Origin of the sequence: Actinoplanes sp. CA-030573, from assembly GCF_050951115.1 — a bacterium.
Classification (GTDB): Bacteria; Actinomycetota; Actinomycetes; order Mycobacteriales; family Micromonosporaceae; genus Actinoplanes.
The window spans coordinates 775,318-801,062 of record NZ_CP192038.1 but is presented as its reverse complement, the minus strand read 5'-3'; the positions used below and the strand labels follow the sequence as shown (position 1 = coordinate 801,062).

The window sequence follows — 25,745 nt, the reverse complement described above, 5'->3', positions numbered from 1 at the left end:
CCTCCTAGAACTCGAGTCCGGCTTCGCGGGCGGCATCGGCCAGCGCGGCGATCCGCCCCGCGTACTTGTTGCCACCGCGGTCGAAGACGACCTTGGACACACCCGCGGCCTTGGCCCGCTCGGCGAGGAGCGCGCCGACCTTGCCGGCCAGGGCGCTCTTGTCGCCCTCGGTGCCACGCAGGGAGGCGTCGAGGGTCGAGGCCGACACCAGCGTGTGGCCCTTGAGGTCGTCGATGATCTGCGCGGAGATGTGCCGCGAAGAGCGGTTGACGACCAGGCGCGGACGCTCGGCGGTGCCGCGAAGGTTCTTGCGGACCCGGAAGTGCCGGCGCGCCTTCCCCACGGCCCGCTTGGCGGCGACGCCGCCGCCGTTGCGGCGCTTGAGCAGCGTGGCGGTCACTTCTTACCTGCCTTTCCAGCCTTGCGGCGGATGACCTCGCCCTGGTACTTGACGCCCTTGCCCTTGTAGGGCTCCGGCGGGCGGATCTTCCGGATGTTGGCGGCGACCTCGCCGACCAGCTGCTTGTCGATGCCGGCGACCGTGAACTGCGTCGGCCGCTCCACCGTGAAGGTGATGCCGGCCGGCGGAACCACGTTCACCGGGTGCGAGAAGCCCAGGGCGAACTCGAGGTCCTTGCCCTTCGCCGTCACGCGGTAACCGGTGCCGTTGATCTCGAGCGTCTTCTTGTAGCCCTCGGTGACGCCGACGATCATGTTGGCGACCAGGGTACGGGAGAGGCCGTGGAGTTCCTTGGCCTTGCGCTCGTCGTTGGGGCGGTTGACGTGCAGCTCGTCACCCTCGCGCTCGACCGTGATCGGCTCGGCGACGGTGTGCGAGAGCTCGCCCTTGGGGCCCTTGACCTTGACGGTCTGGCCCGAGATGGTGACGTCGACGCCGGCCGGGACCGGGATCGACTTACGTCCGATTCGCGACATGTCTGAGTCTCCAGTTACCAGACGAAGGCGAGGACTTCCCCGCCAACGCTCCGCTTGCGGGCCTGCTTGTCGGTCAGCAGCCCCTGGGACGTCGAAATGATCGCGACGCCCAGGCCGCCGAGCACCCGCGGGAGCTCGTCGGACTTGGCGTAAACCCGAAGGCCGGGCTTGGAAACGCGCTTGATGCCGGCGAGACTGCGCTCGCGGTTCTGGCCGTACTTGAGCTCAACGACCAGACGCCTGCCGACAGCGCCTTCCTCGGGCTCCTCGGCCGACCAGGAGGCGATGTAACCCTCGGCCTTGAGGACCTCGGCGATGTTCGCCTTGATCTTCGAGAAGGGCATGGTCACCTTGTCGTGGTACGCCTGGTTGGCGTTACGCAGACGCGTCAGCATGTCTGCGATCGGGTCCGTCATCGTCATGGGTATTCGTCAACCTTTCTCGCCGGGGTTCCCGGTCAGACCAGGCCTACGGCGAAGCGGTATTACAAGTCGGGTTACCAGGAAGCCTTCGACACGCCCGGGAGCTCACCGCGGTGAGCCATCTCCCGGATGCACACCCGGCAGAGGCCGAACTTGCGGTAGACCGAGTGCGGCCGGCCGCAACGCTGGCAACGGGTGTAGGCGCGCACAGCGAACTTCGGCTTCGCGGCAGCCTTGAGGATCAGCGCCTTCTTGGCCATGCTCAGTTCTCCTTGAACGGGAAGCCCAGGAGCTTGAGCAGCGCCCGGCCCTCGTCGTCGGTCTTGGCCGTGGTGACCACGGTGATGTCCATGCCCCGCGTGCGGTCGATCCGGTCCTGATCGATCTCGTGGAACACCGACTGCTCGGTGAGGCCGAACGTGTAGTTGCCGTGGCCGTCCAGCTTCCGGCCGTCCAGACCGCGGAAGTCGCGGATACGCGGCAGCGCGATGGACAGCAGCCGGTCCAGGAACTCCCACATCCGGTCGCCGCGGAGGGTGACCTTCGCGCCGATCGGCATGCCCTCACGGAGCTTGAACTGGGCGATGGACTTGGTGGCCCGGCGGACCAGCGGCTTCTGGCCGGTGATCGTGGTCAGGTCACGAACCGCGCCGTCGATCAGCTTGGCGTCGCGGGCAGCCTCGCCGACACCCATGTTCACGACGACCTTGACCAGGCCGGGGATCTGCATGGGGTTGGCGTAGTTGTACTGCTCCTTGAGGCCCTGCACGACCTCGGAGCGGTACTTCTGCTTGAGGCGCGGCAGCGACTTGGGCTGCGTCTCTGCACTCTGGGTTGCGGCAGTCATCAGAGTTCCTTACCGGTCGTACGTGCGATGCGGACCTTCTGGCCGTTCTCGTCGATCCGGTAGCCGATCCGGGTCGGCTTGCCCTGGTCATCCAAGATCTGCACGTTGGAGATGTGGATCGGCGCTTCCTGGGTCACGATGCCGCCGGTCTTCGACCCGCGCTGCGTCGTGCGGATGCGCTCGTGCTTCTTGACGCGGTTGACGCCCTCGACGAGGAGCTTGTCCTGCCGCGGGTAGGCCGCGATGACCTTGCCCTTGGCGCCCTTGTCCTTGCCGGCGATGACGACGACCGTGTCGCCCTTCTTGATCTTCACGGTCAGAGCACCTCCGGCGCCAGGCTGATGATCTTCATGAACCGCTTGTCGCGCAGCTCGCGGCCGACCGGGCCGAAGATGCGGGTACCGCGGGGGTCGCCACCGTCCTTGATGATGACGGCGGCGTTCTCGTCGAACCGGATGTACGAGCCGTCCGGGCGCCGCTTCTCCTTGGTGGTGCGGACGATGACCGCCTTGACGACGTCACCCTTCTTCACACCCGCGCCGGGAATGGCGTCCTTGACCGTGGCCACGATGACGTCGCCGATGCTCGCGTAGCGGCGGCCGGAGCCACCGAGCACGCGGATGCACAGGATCTCGCGTGCACCCGTGTTGTCGGCGACACGCAGTCGCGACTCCTGCTGGATCACTGGGGTCTCCTATGTCTGCCAGTTCTTCGGCTCGCACCGAAGCTTGGCGGAACGATGGTCTGCCGGGCCGGCCGGGGGCCGGCCCGACGGACTCACTTGGCCTTTTCGAGGATCTCGACGACCCGCCACCGCTTGGTGGCGGAGAGCGGACGGGTCTCCATCAGGAGGACCCGGTCGCCGATGCCGCACGCGTTCTGCTCGTCGTGCACCTTGAGCTTGCGGGTGCGTCGCAGAACCTTGCCGTAGAGGGCGTGCTTGACGCGGTCCTCGACCTCGACGACGACCGTCTTGTCCATCTTGTCGCTGACCACGAGACCCTCGCGAACCTTACGGGTCGCGCGCGCCGTGGTCGTGCTCTCGTCACTCATGCGGTCACCTCATCCGGCGCGGTCGAGAGCCCCAGCTCGCGCTCACGCATGATCGTGTAGATCTTCGCGATGTCCTTGCGGACGACCTGCAGTCGACGGTGATTGTCGAGCTGGCCGGTCGCGCCCTGCACGCGAAGGTTGAACAGCTCCGCCTTGGCCTCCCGCAGACGCGAGACAAGCTCCTCACCGGAGAGCTCGCGCAGCTCGGCTGCCTTAACGCCCGCTGCCATCAGCTTTCACCCACTTCGCGCGTAACGATGCGGCACTTCATCGGGAGCTTGTGGATCGCACGGCGCATCGCCTCGCGCGCGATCGTCTCGTTCGGGAACGACATCTCGAAGAGAATGCGGCCCGGCTTGACGTTCGCCACCCACCACTCGGGAGAACCCTTACCGGAACCCATGCGGGTTTCGGCCGGCTTCTTGGTCAGGGCCTGGTCCGGGAAGACCGAGATCCAGACCTTGCCGCCACGCTTGATGTGGCGGGTCATCGCGATACGAGCCGACTCGATCTGCCGGTTGGTCACGTACGCGGGCTCCAGCGCCTGAATACCGAACTCGCCGAAGACGACCCGGTTGCCGCCCTTGGACGCGCCGTGGCGGTCCGGGTGGTGCGGCTTGCGGAAGCCCTTCGGGGGCTTACGCGGCATCAGCATTGGTCAGCCCTCCTGCTGCGTTTCAGCGGTGGCCGGCGCCGCGGCGACAGCCGCGTCGTTGACCGACTCACCGGTCGGGGTGTCGCCGCTCCTGGCCTGCGCGGCAGCGCGGCCCGCCTCGGTGCCACCGGCGGTCGTGCCGGACGAGCCGGAACGGCCACGGCGCGGACGCTCGGGACGGTCGGCGCGGTCCCGGCGGGGACGCGCGGGCGCCTCCTGCACGGCTTCGCGACCGGGCACGGCGTCGCCCTTGTAGATCCAGACCTTCACGCCGATGCGGCCGAACGTCGTACGGGCCTCGAAGAAGCCGTACTCGATGTTGGCCCGCAGCGTGTGCAGCGGAACGCGACCCTCACGGTAGAACTCCGTGCGGCTCATCTCCGCGCCGCCGAGACGGCCGGAGACCTGCACCCGGATGCCCTTGCAGATCGGGTTCTTCATGGCCGACTGCATGGCCTTGCGCATCGCCCGGCGGAAGCTGACCCGGGAGGACAGCTGCTCGGCGACGCCCTGCGCGACCAGCTGAGCGTCCGACTCGGGGCTCTTCACCTCGAGGATGTTCAGCTGGACCTGCTTGCCGGTGAGCTTCTCGAGCTCGCCGCGGATCCGGTCCGCCTCCGCGCCCTTGCGGCCGATGACGATGCCCGGCCGGGCGGTGTGGATGTCGACGCGAACCCGGTCCCGGGTGCGCTCGATGTCCACCTTGGAGATGCCGGCCCGCTCGAGGCCCTTGGACATCATCCGGCGGATCTTGACGTCCTCGCCGATGTAGTCCTTGTAGAGCTTGTCGGCGAACCAACGGGACTTCCAGTCGGTGGAGATGCCGAGCCGGAATCCGGTGGGGTGAACTTTCTGGCCCATTACTCGGACTCCTCCGTCGTCTGGGACTCGGCTGCCGGCGCGGCCTTCTTGGCCGGCGCAGCCTTCTTCGCCGCGGCGGCCTTCTTGGCCGGACGCGCGACCTGGACCGCCTCGACGGCGACCGTGATGTGGCAGGTGCGCTTGCGGATCCGGTACGCCCGGCCCTGCGCGCGCGGACGGAAACGCTTGAGCGTCGGGCCCTCGTCGACGAACGCCTCACTCACGAGGAGCGCGTCGGGGTCCAGCCGCTCGTTGTTCTCCGCGTTGGCGATCGCGCTGGCGAGCACCTTGTAGACCTGCTCGCTGGCGGCCTGCGGCGCGAACTGCAGGACGGTGAGCGCCTCCTTCGCGGGCAGACCGCGGACGAGGTTGACCACCCGGCGCGCCTTGTTCGGCGAGATGCGCACGTGCCGCGCAACCGCCCGCGCGCCCGGAAGCACCGGAGCGTCGCCCTTGACTGGCATCGCTGTAGCTCCTAATTCCTCTGATCCGTGTGTCTGCTTAGCGGCGACGGCTCTTGCGGTCGTCCTTCTCGTGACCCTTGAACGTGCGGGTCAGAGCGAACTCACCGAGCTTGTGCCCGACCATGGCCTCGGTGATGAACACCGGGACGTGCTTGCGTCCGTCGTGCACGGCGATCGTGTGCCCGAGCATGTCGGGGATGATCGTCGAGCGCCGCGACCAGGTCTTGATGACGTTCTTCGAGTTCTTCTCGTTCTGGACTTCCACCTTCTTGAGCAGGTGGTCGTCGACGAACGGGCCCTTCTTCAGGCTACGAGGCATCTTCTTCTACTCCCGTTACCCGCGCTTGCGGGTGGCGTAGCGGCGGCGAACGATCAGCTTGTCGCTCTCCTGGCCCTTGCGGCGGGTACGGCCCTCCGGCTTACCAGCCGGGTTGACCGGGTGGCGACCACCGGAGGTCTTACCCTCACCACCACCGTGCGGGTGGTCGATCGGGTTCATGGCGACACCGCGGACGGTCGGGCGCTTGCCCTTCCAGCGCATGCGGCCGGCCTTGCCCCAGTTGATGTTCGACTGTTCGGCATTGCCGATCTCGCCGACCGTCGCGCGGCAACGGATGTCGACCCGCCGGATCTCGCCCGAGGGCATACGCAGCGTGGCGTACGCGCCCTCACGGCCGAGCAGCTGGATGCCGACACCGGCCGAGCGGGCCAGCTTGGCGCCACCGCCGGGACGAAGCTCCACGCCGTGGACCGTCGTACCGACCGGGATGTTGCGCAGGGGCAGGTTGTTCCCCGGCTTGATGTCCGCGCCCGGGCCGGACTCGACCCGGTCACCCTGCGACAGGTCCTTCGGCGCGAGGATGTAGCGCTTCTCGCCGTCGGCGTAGTGCAGCAGAGCGATGCGGGAGGTGCGGTTCGGGTCGTACTCGATGTGCGCGACCTTGGCCGGCACGCCGTCCTTGTCGACCCGCTTGAAGTCGATCAGCCGGTACTGCCGCTTGTGGCCGCCGCCCTGGTGCCGGGTGGTGATCCGGCCGTGGACGTTGCGGCCGCCCTTCTTGGGCAGCGGAACCAGCAGAGACTTCTCCGGGGTGGACCGGGTGATCTCGGCGAAGTCGGCGACGCTCGAGCCGCGACGGCCCGGCGTGGTCGGCTTGTACTTACGGATAGCCATTGTTTTACAACCCCTTAGCTGACCGGGCCGCCGAAGGCCTCGATACGGTCACCGTCAGCCAGCTTGACCATCGCGCGCTTGGTCGCCTTGCGCTGACCGAAGCCCGTCCGGGTGCGCTTGCGCTTGCCCTCGCGGTTCGCGGTGTTCACCGTCAGCACGCGCACGTTGAAGATCTGCTGGATCGCGATCTTGATCTGGGTCTTGTTCGCGTCCGGGTGGACGAGGAACGTGTACCAGTTCTGGTCGAGAACGCTGTAGCTCTTCTCGGAGACGACGGGCGCGACGATGACGTCGCGCGGGTCGGAGATCGTGGTCACTTGTCCCCCTCGGAGGCCTCGGCCGGCACGCCCAGGAACTCGTCGAGAGCGTCCTTGGTGAAGACCACCTCGTCGGCGACCAGCACGTCGTACGTGTTCAGCTGACCGGCCTCGATCAGGTGCACGGTGACCTCGTTGCGCAGCGACAGCCAGTTCAGCTCGTCGGTGCTGCTGAGGACGACCAGGACCTTCTTCGACTCGGTCGCCTTGCGCAGGGTCGCGATCGCGGCCTTGGTCGACGGCTTGTCGCCGCTCAAGAACGCCTCGACCACGTGCACGCGGCCTTCGCGGGCCCGGTCCGACAGGGCGCCACGCAGGGCGGCGGCCTTCATCTTCTTGGGGGTCCGCTGGGTGTAGTCGCGCGGCACCGGGCCGTGCACGACGCCACCACCGGTGAACTGCGGCGCGCGGATCGAGCCCTGACGGGCGCGACCGGTGCCCTTCTGCTTGTAGGGCTTCTTGCCGCCACCGGCGACCTCGCCCCGCGTCTTGGCCTTGGCCGTGCCCTGCCGGGCGGCCGCGAGCTGGGCCACGACGACCTGGTGCATCAGCGGGATGTTCGCCTGCACGTCGAAGATGTCGTCGGGCAGCTCGACCGAGCCGGCCTTGGCGCCCTCGGCGTTGATCAGGTCAACCGAGCTCACTTGGCACCGCCCTTCTTCGCCGCGCTGCGGACCAGGATCAGCGCACCCTTGGGACCGGGAACCGCGCCCTTGACCAGCAGCAGGTTGTTCTCGGTGTCCACCGCCTGCACCGTCAGGTTCTGCACGGTGAAGCGCTTGCTGCCCATCCGGCCGGCCATCCGCACGCCCTTGAAGACGCGACCCGGGGTCGCGCAGGCGCCGATCGAGCCCGGCGAGCGGTGCTTGCGCTCGACGCCGTGGCTGCTCTTGAGGCCGTGGAAGCCGTGGCGCTTCATGACGCCGGCGTAGCCCTTGCCCTTGGTCTTACCGGTGACGTCGATCGGCGAGCCGACCTCGAACGCCTCGACGGTGACCTCCTGGCCGAGCTCGTACGACCCGGCGTCGGTGGTGCGCAGCTCCACGACGTGGCGCCGCGGCGACACACCGGCCTTGGCGAAGTGCCCGCCCTCGGGCTTGTTCACCTTGCGCGGGTCGATAGCGCCGTACGCAAGCTGGACGGCGGCGTAGCCATCCTTCTCATCTGTGCGGACCTGGGTCACGACACAAGGGCCGGCCTGCACCACGGTCACCGGGACGACCTTGTTGTTGTCCCAGACCTGGGTCATGCCGAGCTTGGCGCCCAGGATCCCCTTTACTTGCCTGTCCATCAGTCGCAGATCCCTACAGCTTGATCTCGATGTCGACGCCAGCCGGCAGGTCGAGGCGCATGAGCGAGTCGACCGTCTTCGGAGTCGGGTCGATGATGTCGATCAGACGCTTGTGCGTGCGCATCTCGAAGTGCTCGCGCGAGTCCTTGTACTTGTGCGGCGAACGGATCACGCAGAAACGGTTGATCTCCGTGGGCAGCGGCACCGGGCCCGCAACCTGCGCCCCGGTACGCGTCACCGTCTCGACGATCTTCCGCGCCGAGGAGTCGACGACCTCGTGGTCATAGGCCTTGAGCCGGATGCGGATCTTCTGTCCCGCCATGGTGGCTTCTGTTTCCTTCTCTCGATGCCGCTACGTGCGGAAGCGGTGGCTTCCGCATGCCCCGCAGGACCGTCGATCCTGCAGTTGTCCGACCCCCGCGGTCGGGCGTGTCGCGCCTGCTGTCGCTATGCAGCCATATCAAACAACTCGATCACGGGGATCTGGAGCTGGAGTGCCGGGCGGGCTCAAAACACCCCCGGACACCCGGCGAGGGTGGCTGGCAACCCAGAGGCCACCAACCACCCCGCGCGGACGCAACCTGACTAGTATGCCGGATTGTCTCCGGCAACGCTAATCGGGGTACTAGGTCGTCAGACGTTGATCTTCGTGACCGTGCCGGCGCCGACGGTGCGGCCACCCTCACGGATCGCGAACTTCAGGCCCTGCTCCATGGCGATCGGCTGGATCAGCTTGACCGACATGGTGGTGGAGTCGCCCGGCATGACCATCTCGGTGCCCTCGGGCAGCGTGACGACGCCGGTGACGTCCGTGGTGCGGAAGTAGAACTGCGGGCGGTAGTTCTGGAAGAACGGGGTGTGCCGGCCGCCCTCCTCCTTGGAGAGGATGTAGACCTGGCCCTCGAACTCCGTGTGCGGGGTCGTGGTGCCCGGCTTGATGACGACCATGCCGCGCTCGACGTCCTCGCGCTTGATGCCACGCAGCAGCAGACCGACGTTCTCACCCGCGCGGGCCTCGTCGAGCAGCTTGCGGAACATCTCGATGCCGGTGCAAACGGTCTTGGTCGACTTCTCGCGGATGCCCACGATCTCGACCTCCTCGTTCGGCTTGAGGATGCCGCGCTCGGCGCGACCCGTCACGACCGTGCCACGGCCGGTGATGGTGAACACGTCCTCGATCGGCATGAGGAACGGCTTGTCGGTGTCGCGCTCCGGCTGCGGGATCGCGGTGTCGACAGCGTTCATCAGCTCGAGCAGACGCTCGGTCCACTCCTTGTCACCCTCGAGCGCCTTGAGGGCCGAGACGCGCACGACCGGCACGTCGTCGCCCGGGAACTCGTAGGTGCTGAGCAGCTCGCGGACCTCGAGCTCGACGAGCTCCAGGAGCTCCTCGTCCTCGACCATGTCCGACTTGTTCAGCGCCACGACGATGTACGGAACGCCGACCTGGCGGGCCAGGAGCACGTGCTCCTTGGTCTGCGGCATCGGGCCGTCGGTCGCGGCGACCACCAGGATCGCGCCGTCCATCTGGGCGGCACCGGTGATCATGTTCTTGATGTAGTCGGCGTGGCCGGGGCAGTCCACGTGCGCGTAGTGACGCGCCGCGGTCTGGTACTCGACGTGCGCGATCGAGATCGTGATGCCGCGGGCCTTCTCCTCCGGCGCCTTGTCGATCTCGTCGAACGGGGTGTACGGGTTGAGGTCCGGGTACTGGTCGTGCAGGACCTTCGTGATGGCCGCAGTCAGCGTCGTCTTACCGTGGTCGATGTGACCAATGGTGCCGATGTTGACGTGCGGCTTAGTCCGCTCGAACTTCGCCTTCGCCACTGGTGTCCTCCTGTGGACTGATCATTACTTTGCCCGGCACGCCCGATAAGGCGACTGGGACTCTGTCGACTGCTCGCGCGCGTGCGGTCCTCGACGGACCGCACGCGCCTCAACGCTTCAGTTGCGGACTCAGGCGCCCGTAGCCTTCGCGATGATCTCCTTCGCCACGTTCTGCGGAACCTCGGCGTAGGAGTCGAACTGCATGCTGTAGCTGGCCCGGCCGGCGGTCTTCGACCGGAGGTCGCCGACGTAGCCGAACATCTCGGACAGCGGGACCAGCGCCTTGACCACCCGGGCCCCGGAGCGCTCCTCCATCGACTGGATGATGCCACGGCGGGAGTTGAGGTCGCCGATCACGTCGCCCATGTTGTCCTCGGGGGTGGTGACCTCCACGGACATCATCGGCTCGAGGAGAGCGGGGTCGGCCTTGCGGGCCGCCTCCTTCATCACCATCGAACCGGCGATCTTGAACGCCATCTCGGACGAGTCGACCTCGTGGTACTGACCGTCGAGCAGCGTCAGCTTGACACCGACCAGCGGGTAGCCGGCGAGGATGCCGTACTGCATGGCGTCCTGCGCGCCCGCGTCCACCGACGGGATGAACTCCCGGGGGATGCGGCCACCGCTGACGGCGTTGACGAACTCGTAGGTCGGGCCGTCGGCCGACAGCGGCAGGGGCTCGAGGCCGACGATGACGCGGGCGTACTGACCCGAGCCACCGGTCTGCTTCTTGTGCGTGTACTCGACCTTCTCCACCGCGCGGCGGATGGTCTCGCGGTACGCGACCTGCGGCTTGCCGATGTTCGCCTCGACGTTGAACTCGCGACGCATGCGGTCGACGAGGATGTCGAGGTGAAGCTCGCCCATGCCGGCGATGATGGTCTGACCGGTCTCCTCGTCGTTGAAGACCCGGAACGTCGGGTCCTCCTCGGCGAGGCGCTGGATCGCGGTGCCCAGCTTCTCCTGGTCGGACTTGGTCTTCGGCTCGATGGCGACCTGGATGACCGGCTCCGGGAAGGTCATCGACTCCAGGATGACCGGGCTGGCCGGGTCGCTGAGCGTGTCACCGGTGGTGGTCTGCTTGAGACCCTGGACGGCGATGATGTCGCCGGCCTGCGCGGTGGCGCGCTCCTCACGCTTGTTCGCGTGCATCTGGTAGATCTTGCCGATCCGCTCCTTGCGGTCCTTGGTGGAGTTGACCACCTGGGAACCGGACTCGAGCGTGCCGGAGTAGACCCGCACGTACGTGAGCTTGCCGAGGTGCTTGTCGGTCTGGATCTTGAAGGCCAGCGCCGAGAACGGCTCCGAGTTCGACGGCTTGCGCTGGATCGGCGTCTCGCCGTCGGTCGCGGTGCCCTCGATGGCCGGGATGTCCAGCGGCGACGGCAGGTAGTCGATCACGGCGTCGAGCATGGGCTGAACGCCCTTGTTCTTGAACGCCGAGCCGCACAGCACCGGGTTGGCCTTGCTGGCGATCGTGGCGCGCCGGATGGCGGCCTTGATCTCCTCCTGCGAGAGCTCCTCGCCCTCGAGGTACTTCTCCATGACCGAGTCGTCGACGTCGGCCAGCGTCTCGATCAGCTTCTCGCGCCACTCGTTCGCGGAGTCGACCAGGTCGGCCGGGATCTCCTCGACGGCGTAGTCCTCGCCCTTCTGGGTCTCACCACGCCAGGTGAGCGCGCGCATGCCGATCAGGTCGACGACGCCGATGTGGTCGCCCTCGAGGCCGATCGGGATCTGCAGGACCAGCGGGGTCGCGTTGAGCCGGTCGATCATCATCTGCACGCAGCGGAAGAAGTCCGCACCGGTCCGGTCGAGCTTGTTGACGAAGCACATCCGGGGGACGTGGTACTTGTCCGCCTGCCGCCACACGTTCTCGGTCTGCGGCTCCACGCCGGCCACGCCGTCGTAGACCGCCACCGCGCCGTCCAGCACGCGCAACGACCGCTCCACCTCGACCGTGAAGTCGACGTGGCCGGGCGTGTCGATGATCTGGATCGTGTGGCCCTTCCACTCGCACTTGGTGGCGGCGGAAGTGATGGTGATACCGCGCTCCTGCTCCTGCTCCATCCAGTCCATGACGGCAGCGCCCTCGTGGACCTCACCGATCTTGTACGTGATACCGGTGTAGAACAGGATTCGCTCGGTGGTCGTGGTCTTACCAGCATCGATGTGCGCCATGATGCCGATGTTGCGTACGTTGGCGAGCGCGTCTGCGGCGGCCACTTCAATCCCTACTTTTCTTCGTCGTCGTCTCGTGGACCGGTACGACTTGCCGTATGGCCCGGCGGGTGCCGGGCCGGCGGCGGGGTCTTACCAGCGGTAGTGCGCGAAGGCCTTGTTGGACTCCGCCATCTTGTGGGTGTCCTCACGCCGCTTGACGGCGGCGCCGAGGCCGTTGCTGGCGTCGAGCAGCTCGTTCTGGAGACGCTCGATCATGGTCTTCTCACGGCGGGCCTTGGAGTACTGGACCAGCCAGCGGAGACCGAGGGTCGTCTGCCGCGGGGTGCGGACCTCGACCGGCACCTGGTAGGTCGCGCCACCGACACGGCGGCTGCGGACCTCGAGGGTCGGCTTGACGTTGTCCATCGCGCGCTTCAGCGTGACGACGGGGTCGGTGCCGCTCTTCTCCCGGCAGCCCTCGAGCGCGCCGTAGACGATGCGCTCGGCGAGCTGACGCTTGCCACCGATCAGGATCTTGTTGATCAGCTGCGTGACCAGCGGGGAGTTGTAAACCGGGTCCGCGACCACCGGGTGGCGCGGAGCGGGGCCCTTACGCGGCATGTCAGCTCTTCTCCTTCTTCGCGCCGTAACGGCTGCGGGCCTGCTTGCGGTTGCGGACACCCTGGGTGTCCAGCGAACCGCGGACGATCTTGTAGCGGACGCCCGGGAGGTCCTTCACACGGCCGCCACGCACGAGCACGATCGAGTGCTCCTGCAGGTTGTGGCCGACACCGGGGATGTACGCCGTTACCTCGATCTGGCTGCTGAGCTTCACACGAGCGACCTTGCGCAGCGCAGAGTTCGGCTTCTTGGGGGTAGTGGTGTACACGCGCGTGCACACGCCGCGCCGCTGGGGACTTCCCTTCAGCGCCGGCGTCTTGGTCTTGCTCGTCTTCGCCTGGCGGCCCTTGCGGACCAGCTGCTGGATCGTGGGCACCGGGTTTCTCCGCTCCCTTCGGCCGCTTCCTACTGCGGCCGCACCGTCTTGTATGCCTCTGTGCGCCGGTGACGCCCCACCTCGGTGAGGCCCCTCCGGCACCCGCGGTCGGGCGTGTCGTCCGGCTCACGGTCCCGCCACGCGTGGTCACGCGCAGCAGGTCTTGTCTGTGTCGCCACCCTGATCAGTCAGGGCGACGAATCTCGTCGCGCTCCTGCCCCGTCCCAACTTCGACTCGGGCGCACGCACGAGTTGCCCGGGCAAGCCCGGGCACGAGGGGAAAGAGTACCCACCATGAGCAGCCAGGTCAAAATCGACAGGGCTGAGTCCTATCAATCGTGTCCCGCCCTCACGACGGATATCTCCAAAACAAGTGTACCGGGTACCTCGAGACCACATCGCCGCGGTGTCGGGATACCGGATTTCGGGGGTGAGTCGAGTCCCGGTGGACTACAACTGCAACACCACTGACAACGCCAGGCCCCCCAGCGCAATTCCCGCTCCGGCCCCGCCGCACGAGATTCCCGCGATCGCGAGGCCGCCACCGGTGAACCGCACCTGCCCGGTGTGCCCGGAGCGACGGATCTGCCGGCGTGCGACGAGGCCCACAATGATCGCGCCGGCCCCGCCGAGCACGCTCAGCAGCGTGAACGCGCCCGCGACCACCGCGCCCCAGCCCGGTCCGGCGCCGGCCAGCCCGAAGCACAGCACCAGGAACGACACCAGGATCGCGGCGATGCCGGCCAGCAGAGAACCGATCGCGAGGCCCGAGGTGATCGGCTCGACCCGCAACTGGACCAGGCCGAACTCGGTACCGGGCACGGCCTCGACCCGCTCGGGCTGCCAACGGCCGGCGGGCGGTGGGGGCGGCACCTGCGGCGCGTACGGGTACGGCTGCTGGCTCATGAGACGAGCATGTCACCCGGATGAGGCCGGGCGCATCCCGCCCCTGCGGCCGGTCCTAGTCGGTGCCCGGAGCGAAGTCCGGACCGCCGGGCGACGTGGCCAGGTGGAGCAGGCCGGCGATCGTGGCCACGACCAGGGCGGTGATCGCCAGCACGATGCCGGTCCAGGCCAGCCGGCGGCCCCGGCGGATCCACACCGAGCCGGTCAGATAACCCTTCGCCGCGTACGCCTCGCGAGCCGCCTGACGCGCCAGCAGCAGCGCCACGGTGGCCGGGATCACACCGCCCACGAATGCGCCGGTCAGGAAGCCGACCAGGCCCAGCGCGAAGACCGCCCGGGCCTTCGACGAGGGCGCCGGGTCCGGATCCAGGGGGTGGCGCGTGGGCGGCGCGGCGGCGGGAAGGGTCACCACCCCATCTTAGAAATACGGAAGGGCGGCCGCGCAGTGCGCGACCGCCCTTCCTGACGTTCAGGTCAGCGGTACGACCCGAAGTCGAAGTCGTCCAGCGGCACAGCCTGCCCGCTGGCCGGCCCGAAGCCGTAGTCGGTCTCGGGGTACCCGGTCATCGAGTACACCTTGGCCTTGGCCTCCTCGGTCGGCTCGACCCGGATGTTGCGGTACTTGCTGATGCCCGTACCGGCCGGGATGAGCTTACCGATGATCACGTTCTCCTTGAGGCCGACGAGCGAGTCGCTGCGCGAGTTGATCGCCGCGTCGGTCAGCACCCGGGTGGTCTCCTGGAAGGAGGCCGCCGAGAGCCAGGAGTCGGTGGCCAGCGAAGCCTTGGTGATACCCATCAGCACCGGGCGACCGGCGGCGGGCTCGCCACCCTCGCCGACGAGCCGGCGGTTCTCCGACTCGAAGAGCGCCCGATCGACCAGCACGCCCGGCAGGAACTCCGCCGCGCCCGAGTCGATGACCGTCACCCGCTTGAGCATCTGGCGGATGATGATCTCGATGTGCTTGTCGTGGATGAGCACACCCTGCGAGCGGTAGACCTCCTGGACCTCCTGGGTCAGGTGGACCTGGACCGCCCGCGGACCCATGATCCGCAGAAGCTCGTGCGGGTCGATGGTGCCCTCGGTCAGCTTCTCGCCGACGCCGACGTGGTCGCCGTCGTGGGCCCGGAGCTTGACGCGCTTGGAGATCTTGTCGTACACGATCTCCTCGCTGCCGTCGTCCGGCACCACGATGATCTTCCGCGAACGCTCGCCGTCCTCGATGCGGATGCGTCCCGGGGTGTCGGCGATGGGCGCCTTGCCCTTGGGCACGCGGGCCTCGAAGATCTCCTGCACACGCGGCAGACCCTGGGTGATGTCCTCACCCGCGACACCACCGGTGTGGAAGGTACGCATCGTCAGCTGCGTGCCCGGCTCACCGATGGACTGGGCGGCGATGATGCCGACCGCCTCGCCGATGTCGACGCCCTTGCCGGTCGGCAGCGAGCGGCCGTAGCAGGCCGCGCACACGCCGAGCTTCGACTCACAGGTCAGCACGCTGCGCACCCGCACGTTCTCGATGCCGTTGGCGACGAGGATGTCGACCAGGATCGAGTTCAGGTCCGAGCCGCGCGGGACGACGACGTTGCCGTCGGGGTCCTTCGCGTCGTCGGCCAGCGTCCGGGCGTGCACGCCGGTCTCGGCGTGCGTGTGCACGACCAGCGTGCCGTCCGGCTCGCGGTCCGCCACCTGCATCGGGATCGCGCGGTCGGTACCGCAGTCCTCCTCGCGGATGATGACGTCCTGCGAGACGTCCACCAGACGCCGGGTCAGGTAACCCGAGTCGGCGGTACGCAGCGCGGTGTCGGCGAGGCCCTTCCGGGCGCCGTGCGTGGAGATGAAGTACTCCAGCACGGTGAGACCCTCGCGGTACGACGACGTGATCGGCCGCGGGATGATCTCGCCCTTGGGGTTGGCCACCAGACCACGGATCGCGGCGATCTGCCGCAGCTGCAGCAGGTTACCGCGGGCACCCGAGTTGATCATGACCCAGAGCGGGTTCTCCTGCGGGAGAGCCGTCGACATCTCGGCCGCGATCTCGTTGGTCGCCTTGGTCCAGATCTCGATGAGCTCGCCGCGACGCTCCTCGGCGGTCATCAGACCACGCTGGTACTGCTTGTCGATCCGGTCCGCCTCGACCTGGTAGCGCTGCAGGATCTCCGGCTTGCGCGGGGGGCCGATGACGTCGCCCATGCCGATCGTCACGCCGGACCAGGTGGCCCAGTGGAAGCCGGCCTCCTTGAGCGCGTCCAGGGTCGCGGCCAGGGCGACCTTGGGGAAGCGCTCGGCGAGGTCGTTGACGATCGCCGACAGCTGACCCTTGCGGATCTCGTAGTTCACGAACCGGTAGCCCGGCGGCAGGGTCTCGTTGAAGATGACCCGGCCCAGGGTGGTCTCGACCAGGACGGGCTCGCCCTCGGTCCAGTCCTCCGGCGCCTCCCACTTGGCACCCTTGGCGCCGTTGTCGACGCCGACCACGTCCCGCAGACGGATCTTGACGGGCGCCTGCAGGTGCAGCTCGCCGTTGTCGAAGGCCATCCGCGCCTCGGCGTCCGACGAGAACACCCGGCCCTCGCCCTTGGCACCGGGCGTGAGGTGGGTCAGGTGGTACAGACCGATGACCATGTCCTGGGTCGGCATGGTGACCGGCTTGCCGTCGGCCGGCTTGAGGATGTTGTTCGACGAGAGCATCAGGATCCGGGCCTCGGCCTGCGCCTCGGCCGACAGCGGCACGTGCACCGCCATCTGGTCGCCGTCGAAGTCGGCGTTGAACGCCGTGCAGACGAGCGGGTGGATCTGGATCGCCTTGCCCTCGACCAGCTGCGGCTCGAAGGCCTGGATGCCGAGGCGGTGCAGGGTCGGCGCGCGGTTCAGCAGCACCGGGTGCTCGCTGATGACCTCCTCCAGGACGTCCCACACGACCGGCCGCTGACGCTCGACCATCCGCTTGGCCGACTTGATGTTCTGCGCGTGGTTCAGGTCGACCAGGCGCTTCATCACGAACGGCTTGAACAGCTCCAGCGCCATCTGCTTCGGCAGGCCGCACTGGTGCAGCTTGAGCCGGGGGCCGACGACGATGACGGAACGGCCGGAGTAGTCGACGCGCTTGCCCAGCAGGTTCTGCCGGAAGCGACCCTGCTTGCCCTTGAGCATGTCGGAGAGCGACTTCAGCGGGCGGTTGCCCGGGCCGGTGACCGGCCGGCCGCGGCGGCCGTTGTCGAACAGCGCGTCGACGGCCTCCTGCAGCATGCGCTTCTCGTTGTTGACGATGATCTCGGGCGCGCCCAGGTCGATCAGGCGCTTGAGCCGGTTGTTCCGGTTGATGACCCGGCGGTACAGGTCGTTCAGGTCGCTGGTCGCGAAGCGGCCACCGTCGAGCTGCACCATCGGGCGCAGGTCCGGCGGGATGACCGGGACGCAGTCCAGCACCATGCCGAGCGGCGAGTTCCGGGTGTTCAGGAACGCGGCGACGACCTTGAGCCGCTTGAGCGCACGGATCTTCCGCTGGCCCTTGCCACTGCGGATGATCTCCCGCAGGTTCTCGGCCTCGGCGTCCAGGTCCATGTTCTCGAGCAGCGCCTTGATCGCCTCGGCGCCCATCCCGCCGGTGAAGTACTCACCGAAGCGGTCGCGCAGCTCGCGGTAGAGCAGCTCGTCGGTGACCAGCTGCTTGGAGTCGAGCTTGCGGAACGTGTCGAGCACCTCGTCGAGGCGGTCGATCTCGCGCTGCGCCTTGTCGCGGATCTGGCGCATCTCGCGCTCGCCGGCCTCCTTGACCTTGCGGCGCACGTCCGCCTTGGCCCCTTCGGCCTCGAGCTCGGCGAGGTCCTGCTCCAGCTTCCCGGCCCGCTTCTCGATCTCCGAGTCGCGGCTGTTCTCCGACTGGCGCTTCTCGGCGAAGATCTCGTTCTCGATCGTGCTCATGTCACGGTGACGCGCCTCGGCGTCAACGCTCGTGATCACGTACGAGGCGAAGTAAATGATCTTCTCGAGGTCCTTGGGAGCCAGGTCGAGCAGGTAACCGAGCCGGCTCGGCACACCCTTGAAGTACCAGATGTGCGTGACCGACGCGGCCAGCTCGATGTGGCCCATGCGCTCACGGCGGACCTTGGACCGGGTCACCTCGACGCCGCAGCGCTCACAGATGATGCCCTTGAAGCGGACCCGCTTGTACTTGCCGCAGTAGCACTCCCAGTCCCGCTGCGGACCGAAGATCTTCTCGCAGAAGAGTCCGTCCTTCTCGGGCTTGAGGGTGCGGTAGTTGATCGTCTCGGGCTTCTTGACCTCGCCGTGCGACCACTGCCGGATGTCGTCGGCGGTCGCCAGGCCGATACGCAACTCGTCGAAGAAGTTGACGTCGAGCACTTGGACTATCCCTCGTGTTTCGTTGCTCGGGTGAATTCAAGGCCGGCGGGTGCGGCCCCGGTTTTCGGTGAGATCACCGGGGCCGCCATCCGTCAGATCTCTTCGACGCTGCTGACGCCCTCGTTCGGGCGCCGGGACAGGTCGATACCGAGTTCCTCCGCGGCCCGGAAGACCTCGTCGTCCGTCTCGCGCATCTCCAGGGCCACGCCGTCGCTGGAGAGCACCTCGACGTTGAGGCACAGCGACTGCAGCTCCTTGAGAAGCACCTTGAAGGACTCGGGGATGCCCGGCTCCGGGATGTTCTCGCCCTTGACGATGGCCTCGTAGACCTTCACGCGGCCGAGTACGTCGTCGGACTTGATGGTGAGCAGCTCCTGCAGCGCGTAGGCCGCGCCGTAGGCCTGCATGGCCCAGCACTCCATCTCGCCGAACCGCTGGCCACCGAACTGCGCCTTACCACCCAGCGGCTGCTGCGTGATCATCGAGTACGGGCCGGTCGACCGCGCGTGGATCTTGTCGTCGACCAGGTGGTTCAGCTTCAGGATGTAGACGTAGCCGACCGAGATCGGGTCCGGCAGCGGCTCGCCCGAGCGGCCGTCGAACAGCTGCGCCTTGCCGTCGCCGTTGACCAGCCGCTTCCCGTCGCGGTTGACGAGCGTCGACTCGAGGAGGCCCTTGATCTCCTCCTCCTGCGCGCCGTCGAAGACCGGGGTCGCGACGTTCGAGTCCTTGGGGGACTCGTGCGCCTCGATGGCCTTCAGCTGGCGCTTCCAGTCGGCGTCCTCGCCCTCGACCGACCAGCCGGTCTTGGCGATCCACCCGAGGTGGGTCTCCAGGACCTGACCGATGTTCATACGCGAGGGCACACCGAGCGGGTTGAGCACGATGTCGACCGGCGTGCCGTCCTCGAGGAACGGCATGTCCTCGACCGGAAGGATCTTGGAGATGACGCCCTTGTTGCCGTGGCGGCCGGCGAGCTTGTCACCGTCCTGGATCTTCCGCTTCTGCGCGACGTAGACGCGGACCAGCTCGTTCACGCCCGGGGGAAGCTCGTCGCCGTCCTCGCGGGAGAAGGTGCGGACGCCGATGACCGTGCCGGTCTCGCCGTGCGGAACCTTCAGCGAGGTGTCACGGACCTCGCGCGCCTTCTCACCGAAGATCGCGCGGAGCAGCCGCTCCTCGGGGGTGAGCTCGGTCTCGCCCTTGGGCGTGACCTTGCCGACCAGGATGTCGCCGGGCACGACCTCGGCGCCGATCCGGATGATGCCCCGCTCGTCCAGGTCCGCCAGCATCTCCTCGCTGACGTTCGGGATGTCGCGGGTGATCTCCTCCGGGCCGAGCTTGGTGTCCCGGGCGTCGACCTCGTGCTCCTCGATGTGGATCGAGGTGAGCACGTCCTGCTGCACGAGGCGCTGCGACAGGATGATCGCGTCCTCGTAGTTGTGGCCCTCCCAGCACATGAACGCGACGAGGAGGTTGCGGCCCAGGGCCATCTCACCCTCGTCGGTGCACGGGCCGTCGGCGATGACCTGGCCGGCCTCGACCCGGTCACCCTCGAACACGACCGGCTTCTGGTTGACGCAGGAGCCGGCGTTCGAGCGGCGGAACTTGTGCAGCAGGTAGGTACGGCGGTGACCGTCGTCCTGGTGGACCGTCACGTAGTCGGCGCAGAGGTCCTCGACCACACCGCCGACCTCGGCCACGACCACGTCGCCGGCGTCGACCGCGGCACGGTACTCCATGCCGGTGCCGACCAGCGGCGCCTCGGCCTTGACCAGCGGGACGGCCTGACGCTGCATGTTCGCGCCCATGAGGGCACGGTTGGCGTCGTCGTGCTCGAGGAACGGGATCATGGCGGTCGCGACCGAGGTCATCTGCCGCGGCGAGACGTCCATGTAGTCGACCTGCGTGCCGGGCACGTAGTCGACCTCACCGCCCTTCCGGCGAACCAGGACCCGGTCGTCGGCGAACGTGCCGTCGCTGTTCAGCGTGGCGTTCGCCTGGGCCTTGATGTACCGGTCCTCCTCGTCGGCGGTCAGGTAGTGGACGTCGTCGGTGACCCGGCCGTCCTCGACCCGCCGGTACGGCGTCTCGATGAAGCCGAACGGGTTGACCCGCGCGAACGTCGAGAGCGCGCCGATCAGACCGATGTTCGGGCCCTCGGGCGTCTCGATCGGGCACATCCGGCCGTAGTGGGACGGGTGCACGTCACGGACCTCGAAGCCGGCACGCTCACGGGAAAGACCGCCCGGGCCGAGCGCGCTCAGCCGGCGCCGGTGGGTCAGGCCCGCCAGCGGGTTGGTCTGGTCCATGAACTGCGACAGCTGCGACGTACCGAAGAACTCCTTGATCGCCGCCACCACCGGGCGGATGTTGATCAGAGTCTGCGGCGTGATCGCCTCGACGTCCTGCGTCGTCATGCGCTCGCGGACGACGCGCTCCATCCGGGACAGGCCCACGCGGACCTGGTTCTGGATGAGCTCGCCGACGGTGCGCAGGCGACGGTTGCCGAAGTGGTCGATGTCGTCGGCCTCGTAGCCCTCCTCACCGGCGTGCAGCCGGCAGAGGTACTCGACCGTCTTGACGATGTCCTCCTCGGTGAGGACACCACGGTCGATCGGGACGTCGATCTCGAGCTTCTTGTTGAACTTGTACCGGCCGACCTTGGCGACGTCGTACCGCTTCGGGTTGAAGAAGAGGTTGTCGAGCAGGGTCTGCGCGTTCTCCCGGGTCGGGGGCTCACCCGGGCGGAGCTTGCGGTAGATGTCGAGCAGGGCCTCGTCCTGCCCGGCGATGTGGTCCTTCTCCAGGGTGGTCATGAGCAGCTCGGACCACCCGAACCGCTCCCGGATCTGGTCGGCCGACCAGCCGATCGCCTTGAGCAGGACGGTGACGGCCTGCCGGCGCTTGCGGTCGATCCGGACGCCCACGGTGTCGCGCTTGTCGATGTCGAACTCCAGCCAGGCACCCCGGCTCGGGATGACCTTGACGCTGGAGAGGTCGCGGTCGGAGGTCTTGTCCGGCTCCTTCGTGAAGTACACGCCCGGCGAGCGGACGAGCTGGCTCACCACGACGCGCTCGGTGCCGTTGATGACGAAGGTCCCCTTGGGGGTCATCATCGGGAAGTCACCCATGAACACCGTCTGGCTCTTGATCTCGCCAGTCGTGTTGTTGGTGAACTCCGCGGTCACGAACAGCGGCGCGCAGTAAGTCAGATCCTTCTCCTTGCACTCCTCGATCGAGGCCTTGACCTCGTCGAATCGGGGAGACGAGAAGGACAGCGACATAGTGCCGGAGAAGTCCTCAATGGGACTGATCTCTTCGAGGATCTCTGCGAGGCCCGAGTGGGCGTTCGTGTCGTCCGTCGACCGGGCCTGCCAAGCCTCATTACCGACCAGCCAGTCGAAGGACTCGGTCTGGAGGGCCAGGAGGTTGGGGACCTCAAGTTGCTCGGTGATCCTGCCGAAAGAGACACGGCGGGGTGCGTAAGCGCTCGACGTACGGCTGGTCTTCGCAGGGCGGGAAGCTGCCAAGATGCGTCCTTCCGAGGACCGGTGCTGCTGATGCGGCTGCAGCTGCGGTATGCAACTGTTTGCGCTGTCCCCTTAGCTGGCCCTTTGCGTGGGCACTCCAACGAGCCCCCAGGAAGTCATCCTGATGGATGTCCCGGCAGGGCTCAAGACAGAAGGCAGCGCAAACTAGCAGTGTAGCCGCTTGGCTAACCGCTGTCCAGCCCACACCAGAGGGTGGCCTGCGGAGCCTGACCCCACCGCCTCTGACCTGCGCCTCCATGGCCAGGGCGTCACGTAGGGCCGCTCGGAACGCGGCATATCTCCCTCGGGTGCCGTCGGCATGTGACCCGTTGACAGTCGGGTTACCCACCGGGCGGCCGTTGCAAGCGCGGAGAACTTGCTGATGTCAGCGTGCCTGTCAGCGGACACTCAGTCAAGGGCTCTGCCGCGGGTCGGACTCGCGCCGCCGCCGGCCGGACACGTCCTAGCGACCATACTCCATGCTTTGCCCGATTAAACCGTCTTTGCCGGTCGGGTGGCCGACAGCCGGGCACGACTCCGTTACCAGGGACAATGCCGCCTAAAACGGGATGGCGGAGACCCGGACATGGGTCTCCGCCATCCGCAAGAGAAAGCAGTGGAGCGTTAGATCACTTGAGGGTGACCTTGGCGCCCTCGCCCTCGAGCTTGGCCTTGGCGGCCTCGGCCTTCTCCTTGTTGACACCCTCGAGGATGGCCTTGGGGGCACCCTCGACGGCGTCCTTGGCCTCCTTGAGGCCCAGGCCGGTCAGCTCGCGCACGACCTTGATGACCTGGATCTTCTTGCCGCCGTCGCTCTCGAGAACGACGTCGAACGAGTCCTTCTCCTCCTCGGCCGGAGCGGCGGCCGCGCCACCGCCGGCGCCGGCGGCCGCGATGGCCACCGGAGCAGCCGCGGTGACCTCGAAGGTCTCCTCGAACTGCTTCACGAACTCGGACAGCTCGATCAGCGTCATCTCCTTGAACGCGTCGAGCAGCTCGTCGGTGCTGAGCTTCGCCATATCAGGCAACCTTTCCTAGCTTTTGTGGTGAATGTCGTGCGGGTCCTCGCGGGGCTCAGGCCTCCGCGGAACCGTCCTTCTCGCGCTTCTCCTGCAGGGCGGCCGCGAGGCGCGCCACCTGCGACAGCGGGGCCTGGAAGAGGCCGGCCGCCTTGGTCAGGTTGCCCTTCATGGCGCCGGCCAGCTTGGCCAGCAGAACCTCACGGGACTCGAGGTCAGCGATCTTGTTGACCTCGTCGGCCGTGATCGCGCGACCCTCGAAGACACCGCCCTTGATGATCAGGACGGGGTGGGCCTTGGCGAAGGCACGAAGGCCCTTGGCCGCCTCGACCGGGTCGCCGTTGATGAAGGCGAGCGCGGTAGGACCGGTGAACAGCGCGTCGAGACCGTCGATGCCCGCGTCGGTCGCCGCCCGCTTCGCGAGCGTGTTCTTCGACACGGAGTACTTGGTCTCCTTGCCGAGCGAACGCCGCAGCTCGGTGAGCTGCTTGACCGTGAGGCCGCGGTACTCGGTCAACACGGTGGCCGCCGAACCACGGAAGTTCTCGGTGAGCTCGGCAACGGCGCTGGCCTTGTCGGCCCGGACCGGCTTGTCCGCCATGTCCCTCCTCTCTCAGTGCTCAAGCCACTGGCCTGGGGAGAAGGAACCAGAAAATGAGAAACGCCCCGGGCGCAAAGGGCACGGGGCGGCAGAAGGCACGAAAGCCTGCGTAACGCGAACCGTTCTCCCCTGCGCGGGTCGCCCGCATCTGCGGGACCTTCGACCGCGACCTCCGCCTTGCGGGCGGTGGTTGCGGCGACCAGCGGTCTATGGGTGGAACTCCGAGAAGAAAGAGTACGCGGTCGACCGTCGCGCGCCAAATCGGCCGAGTTTCCGCGGTCTCGCCTCCCCCGACTCGTCGTCTCCGCCCCATGTCGTCCGCCGCCCCGCCTCGCCCCGCCTCGCCACGCCTCGCCTCGCCACGCCTTGCCGGCCTCGCCCCACCCGCCTCGTCGTGCGTGCGTCCTATTCCGCGCCCGTCTCGTCCCCCACCCCGTCTCGTCCCCCACCCCGTCTCGTCCCCCACCCCGTCACTGGGTGGGGGCGAGTAGAGCAGACGGGTATGACGAATCTCGGCCCCTATCCACAGCTCACGCCTAGATGAATGAACAGGCACGACCATCGACCACGCGGGCGCGGCACGCGCGGGCACAGTCAGACGCGGGGGCGGCGCGGGCGGATGCGGACGGGCGCGGCGGGCTCAGACAGGCTCGGCGGGCTCAGGTGCGGACGGTCGCGGCGAGCGCGGGCACGGCCGATGGCGGTGGGCGCAGGCACGACCGATTGCGGCGGGCGCCGGCACGACCGATCGCGGCGAGCGCCGGCACGACCGATCGCGGCGAGCGCGGGCACGGCCGATCGCGGCGAGCGCTGACGCGCTAAGGCGCCGGCACAGGATGCGGGCGCGGCGGGCTCAGGCGCGGGCACAGAATGCGGGCGCGGCGGGTTCAGGCGCGGGCGCGGCGCAGGCGGCCGTAACCGGCGTAGGCGACCAGCGACCACGCCACGGCCCATGCGGTCAAGCCGAGCATCGTGGCCGCGGACGGCAGGCCTTCTCGGTTGAGGGCCCGGGCCGTCGCCATCACCGGCGGGACCAGCCACGGGGCGTACGAGCCGCTCAGCCCCAGCACCACCACCAGCACCGCGGAGACCACCAGGACGGTGACGCCGAGGCGGACGCTTCCGGTCACGGCCCGGCTGGCCAGCGCGCCCACCGCGACCGCCGGCGGCACCGCCAGCAGGTGGGCCAGCGCGCCCAGGGCGACGCCGCCGGCCAAGGCCTTGGTGGTGTCGATGCCGTGGAAGAGCCATGGCGCGGCCATCGCCGCCGCGCACACCAGCAACGACAGGATCAGGGCGCCGGCGATGCCGGCCGCGCCCTCGTGGGCGGGGCCGACCGCGAGCCGGGCCAGGCGGCGCTGGGTGTCGGGCTCGGTGTCGAGCAGGAGCTTGGTCAGCCAGGCCAGGACCGGGAACAGGGCCGCCGCCGAGTAGCCGTACGCGACGGCGGCCGGCGACGCTCCCCCGCCGTAGATGATGCCGAGCTCGACCAGGACGGCGATCAACGGCGCCAGGATCCGGCCGCCGCGCACGAAGCCGGCCAGGCGCATCCGCACCAGCGCCGTCATCGGGAACGCACCCCGACGACCCGGAAGCCGGCGTCGCGCAGCCTGGCCACCGCCTGGTCGGCCTCGGTATCCCGCACCGCGACCTCCACGACCATCTCCCGCGCGGGAGCGTCCGTACGCGTCAGGGCGCCCTCCGCGATCGTCCAATGCGCCGCGCCCGGCAGCGCGTCGATCTCGCCCCGGTGGTCGCTGACCAGGACCGAGCCGCCGGCCGACGTAACCGACGCCACGATCTCGGGTATCAGCGTGCGGGCGACCGCGTCGAGGCCCTCCCACGGCTCGTCGAGCACCAGCAGGCCGGGCGGCACGAGCAGGGCCTGGGCGAGTCCGACCTTCTGTGCCGTGCCCTTGGAGAGGTCGGGCAGGCGGGTGCCGGCGTGCTCGGTCAGCAGCAGGCGCTCGATCCAATAGTCGACGGCCCGTGGATCGGAGACGCCCCGCACCGACGCCATCCGCCGCAGGTAGTCGCCCGCGGTGAACGGCTGGTCGGCGGGGAAGCGCTCGGGCACCCACCCCACCACCGCGGGGCGGCCGGTGACCCGGCCACGAGAAGGGCGCAGCACGCCCGCCGCCAGCTGGAGGAGCGTCGACTTGCCGGCGCCGTTGCGGCCCAGCACGACCACGGTGGCGCCGGGCTCGACCGAGGCGTCCAGCTCACGCAGCGTCCAGGCGGCTCTTCGCGCGTACCGGAACCACACCTGCTCGAAACGCACGGCCGCAAGCGTGCCACAAAGAAAGCCCCCGGG

At 68.0% G+C, this 25,745-nt stretch carries 30 protein-coding genes; all 30 read right to left on the bottom strand.

Annotated features, from left to right (window positions below; genetic code table 11):
- Positions 1–4: 4 nt before the first annotated feature.
- Positions 5–400 carry a 50S ribosomal protein L18 gene (gene rplR, locus ACQP2F_RS03785; RefSeq protein ID WP_433300645.1) on the bottom strand — a complete coding sequence of 132 codons (396 nt, stop codon included), beginning with the start codon at positions 398–400 and terminating at the stop codon, positions 5–7.
- Positions 397–936 (bottom strand): 50S ribosomal protein L6, encoded by a 540-nt coding sequence (gene rplF, locus ACQP2F_RS03780; RefSeq protein WP_433300643.1) that lies wholly within the window; start codon positions 934–936, stop codon positions 397–399. Before rplF ends, rplR begins: the two co-directional genes overlap by 4 nt.
- 14 nt (positions 937–950) lie before the next feature.
- Positions 951–1,358: a 30S ribosomal protein S8 gene (gene rpsH, locus ACQP2F_RS03775; protein ID WP_433300642.1), complete on the bottom strand. Its 408-nt coding sequence runs from the start codon at positions 1,356–1,358 to the stop codon at positions 951–953.
- A 74-nt stretch (positions 1,359–1,432) separates the two neighbouring features.
- Positions 1,433–1,618 (bottom strand): type Z 30S ribosomal protein S14, encoded by a 186-nt coding sequence (locus tag ACQP2F_RS03770; protein ID WP_106130632.1) that lies wholly within the window; start codon positions 1,616–1,618, stop codon positions 1,433–1,435.
- A gap of 2 nt (positions 1,619–1,620) precedes the next feature.
- Positions 1,621–2,205: a 50S ribosomal protein L5 gene (rplE, locus tag ACQP2F_RS03765; RefSeq protein ID WP_433300640.1), complete on the bottom strand. Its 585-nt coding sequence runs from the start codon at positions 2,203–2,205 to the stop codon at positions 1,621–1,623.
- Complete coding sequence (gene rplX / locus ACQP2F_RS03760; protein ID WP_433307331.1) at positions 2,205–2,525, bottom strand: 50S ribosomal protein L24; 321 nt, start codon at positions 2,523–2,525, stop codon at positions 2,205–2,207. The genes rplE and rplX overlap by 1 nt, the downstream gene beginning before the upstream one ends.
- The gene (rplN, locus tag ACQP2F_RS03755) at positions 2,522–2,890 is read right to left on the bottom strand and encodes a 50S ribosomal protein L14 (RefSeq protein WP_433300638.1); all 369 of its coding nucleotides are present in this window, start codon (positions 2,888–2,890) and stop codon (positions 2,522–2,524) included. Before rplN ends, rplX begins: the two co-directional genes overlap by 4 nt.
- 92 nt (positions 2,891–2,982) lie before the next feature.
- Positions 2,983–3,258: a 30S ribosomal protein S17 gene (gene rpsQ, locus ACQP2F_RS03750; protein WP_433300635.1), complete on the bottom strand. Its 276-nt coding sequence runs from the start codon at positions 3,256–3,258 to the stop codon at positions 2,983–2,985.
- Complete coding sequence (gene rpmC, locus ACQP2F_RS03745; RefSeq protein ID WP_433300634.1) at positions 3,255–3,488, bottom strand: 50S ribosomal protein L29; 234 nt, start codon at positions 3,486–3,488, stop codon at positions 3,255–3,257. Before rpmC ends, rpsQ begins: the two co-directional genes overlap by 4 nt.
- Entirely contained in the window at positions 3,488–3,913 is a 426-nt protein-coding gene (gene rplP / locus ACQP2F_RS03740; RefSeq protein WP_020513593.1) for a 50S ribosomal protein L16, read from the bottom strand. Before rplP ends, rpmC begins: the two co-directional genes overlap by 1 nt.
- Positions 3,914–3,916: 3 nt before the next feature.
- Positions 3,917–4,774 carry a 30S ribosomal protein S3 gene (gene rpsC / locus ACQP2F_RS03735; RefSeq protein WP_433300631.1) on the bottom strand — a complete coding sequence of 286 codons (858 nt, stop codon included), beginning with the start codon at positions 4,772–4,774 and terminating at the stop codon, positions 3,917–3,919.
- Positions 4,774–5,238: a 50S ribosomal protein L22 gene (gene rplV, locus ACQP2F_RS03730; protein WP_433300629.1), complete on the bottom strand. Its 465-nt coding sequence runs from the start codon at positions 5,236–5,238 to the stop codon at positions 4,774–4,776. Before rplV ends, rpsC begins: the two co-directional genes overlap by 1 nt.
- A 37-nt stretch (positions 5,239–5,275) precedes the next feature.
- Complete coding sequence (gene rpsS / locus ACQP2F_RS03725; protein WP_020513590.1) at positions 5,276–5,557, bottom strand: 30S ribosomal protein S19; 282 nt, start codon at positions 5,555–5,557, stop codon at positions 5,276–5,278.
- 15 nt (positions 5,558–5,572) lie between these two features.
- Complete coding sequence (gene rplB, locus ACQP2F_RS03720) at positions 5,573–6,412, bottom strand: 50S ribosomal protein L2 (protein WP_433300627.1); 840 nt, start codon at positions 6,410–6,412, stop codon at positions 5,573–5,575.
- A 14-nt stretch (positions 6,413–6,426) separates the two neighbouring features.
- Positions 6,427–6,729, bottom strand: coding sequence for a 50S ribosomal protein L23 (gene rplW / locus ACQP2F_RS03715; protein WP_433300626.1), 303 nt, complete (start codon positions 6,727–6,729; stop codon positions 6,427–6,429).
- A complete protein-coding gene (gene rplD, locus ACQP2F_RS03710; RefSeq protein WP_433300624.1) occupies positions 6,726–7,373 on the bottom strand; it encodes a 50S ribosomal protein L4 in 648 nt (215 codons plus the stop codon). The genes rplW and rplD overlap by 4 nt, the downstream gene beginning before the upstream one ends.
- Positions 7,370–8,020 (bottom strand): 50S ribosomal protein L3, encoded by a 651-nt coding sequence (gene rplC / locus ACQP2F_RS03705; RefSeq protein WP_433300622.1) that lies wholly within the window; start codon positions 8,018–8,020, stop codon positions 7,370–7,372. Before rplC ends, rplD begins: the two co-directional genes overlap by 4 nt.
- Before the next feature lie 13 nt (positions 8,021–8,033).
- Entirely contained in the window at positions 8,034–8,342 is a 309-nt protein-coding gene (gene rpsJ, locus ACQP2F_RS03700) for a 30S ribosomal protein S10 (RefSeq protein ID WP_007073037.1), read from the bottom strand.
- Positions 8,343–8,653: 311 nt separating this feature from the next.
- Positions 8,654–9,847, bottom strand: coding sequence for an elongation factor Tu (gene tuf, locus ACQP2F_RS03695; RefSeq protein WP_433300621.1), 1,194 nt, complete (start codon positions 9,845–9,847; stop codon positions 8,654–8,656).
- A 129-nt stretch (positions 9,848–9,976) separates the two neighbouring features.
- Complete coding sequence (fusA, locus tag ACQP2F_RS03690) at positions 9,977–12,073, bottom strand: elongation factor G (protein ID WP_433300619.1); 2,097 nt, start codon at positions 12,071–12,073, stop codon at positions 9,977–9,979.
- 87 nt (positions 12,074–12,160) lie between these two features.
- A complete protein-coding gene (rpsG, locus tag ACQP2F_RS03685) occupies positions 12,161–12,631 on the bottom strand; it encodes a 30S ribosomal protein S7 (RefSeq protein WP_020513583.1) in 471 nt (156 codons plus the stop codon).
- Position 12,632: 1 nt separating this feature from the next.
- Positions 12,633–13,007, bottom strand: coding sequence for a 30S ribosomal protein S12 (rpsL, locus tag ACQP2F_RS03680; RefSeq protein ID WP_014440718.1), 375 nt, complete (start codon positions 13,005–13,007; stop codon positions 12,633–12,635).
- Positions 13,008–13,457: 450 nt separating this feature from the next.
- Positions 13,458–13,913, bottom strand: coding sequence for a hypothetical protein (locus ACQP2F_RS03675; protein ID WP_433300616.1), 456 nt, complete (start codon positions 13,911–13,913; stop codon positions 13,458–13,460).
- A 55-nt stretch (positions 13,914–13,968) separates the two neighbouring features.
- Positions 13,969–14,325, bottom strand: a complete 357-nt coding sequence (locus tag ACQP2F_RS03670; RefSeq protein ID WP_433300615.1) for a hypothetical protein — start codon at positions 14,323–14,325, stop codon at positions 13,969–13,971.
- Between the two features lie 62 nt (positions 14,326–14,387).
- Positions 14,388–18,278 (bottom strand): DNA-directed RNA polymerase subunit beta', encoded by a 3,891-nt coding sequence (locus tag ACQP2F_RS03665; protein WP_433300613.1) that lies wholly within the window; start codon positions 18,276–18,278, stop codon positions 14,388–14,390.
- A 92-nt stretch (positions 18,279–18,370) separates the two neighbouring features.
- Positions 18,371–21,811 (bottom strand): DNA-directed RNA polymerase subunit beta, encoded by a 3,441-nt coding sequence (locus ACQP2F_RS03660; RefSeq protein ID WP_433300611.1) that lies wholly within the window; start codon positions 21,809–21,811, stop codon positions 18,371–18,373.
- 629 nt (positions 21,812–22,440) lie between these two features.
- Positions 22,441–22,830, bottom strand: coding sequence for a 50S ribosomal protein L7/L12 (gene rplL / locus ACQP2F_RS03655; RefSeq protein ID WP_433300609.1), 390 nt, complete (start codon positions 22,828–22,830; stop codon positions 22,441–22,443).
- Positions 22,831–22,885: 55 nt separating this feature from the next.
- A complete protein-coding gene (gene rplJ / locus ACQP2F_RS03650) occupies positions 22,886–23,431 on the bottom strand; it encodes a 50S ribosomal protein L10 (RefSeq protein WP_433300608.1) in 546 nt (181 codons plus the stop codon).
- 887 nt (positions 23,432–24,318) lie between these two features.
- Positions 24,319–24,999, bottom strand: a complete 681-nt coding sequence (locus tag ACQP2F_RS03645) for a hypothetical protein (protein ID WP_433300606.1) — start codon at positions 24,997–24,999, stop codon at positions 24,319–24,321.
- On the bottom strand, positions 24,996–25,712 hold the full coding sequence (locus ACQP2F_RS03640; protein ID WP_433300604.1) for an ATP-binding cassette domain-containing protein: 717 nt from the start codon (positions 25,710–25,712) through the stop codon (positions 24,996–24,998). The genes ACQP2F_RS03645 and ACQP2F_RS03640 overlap by 4 nt, the downstream gene beginning before the upstream one ends.
- Positions 25,713–25,745 lie beyond the last annotated feature (33 nt).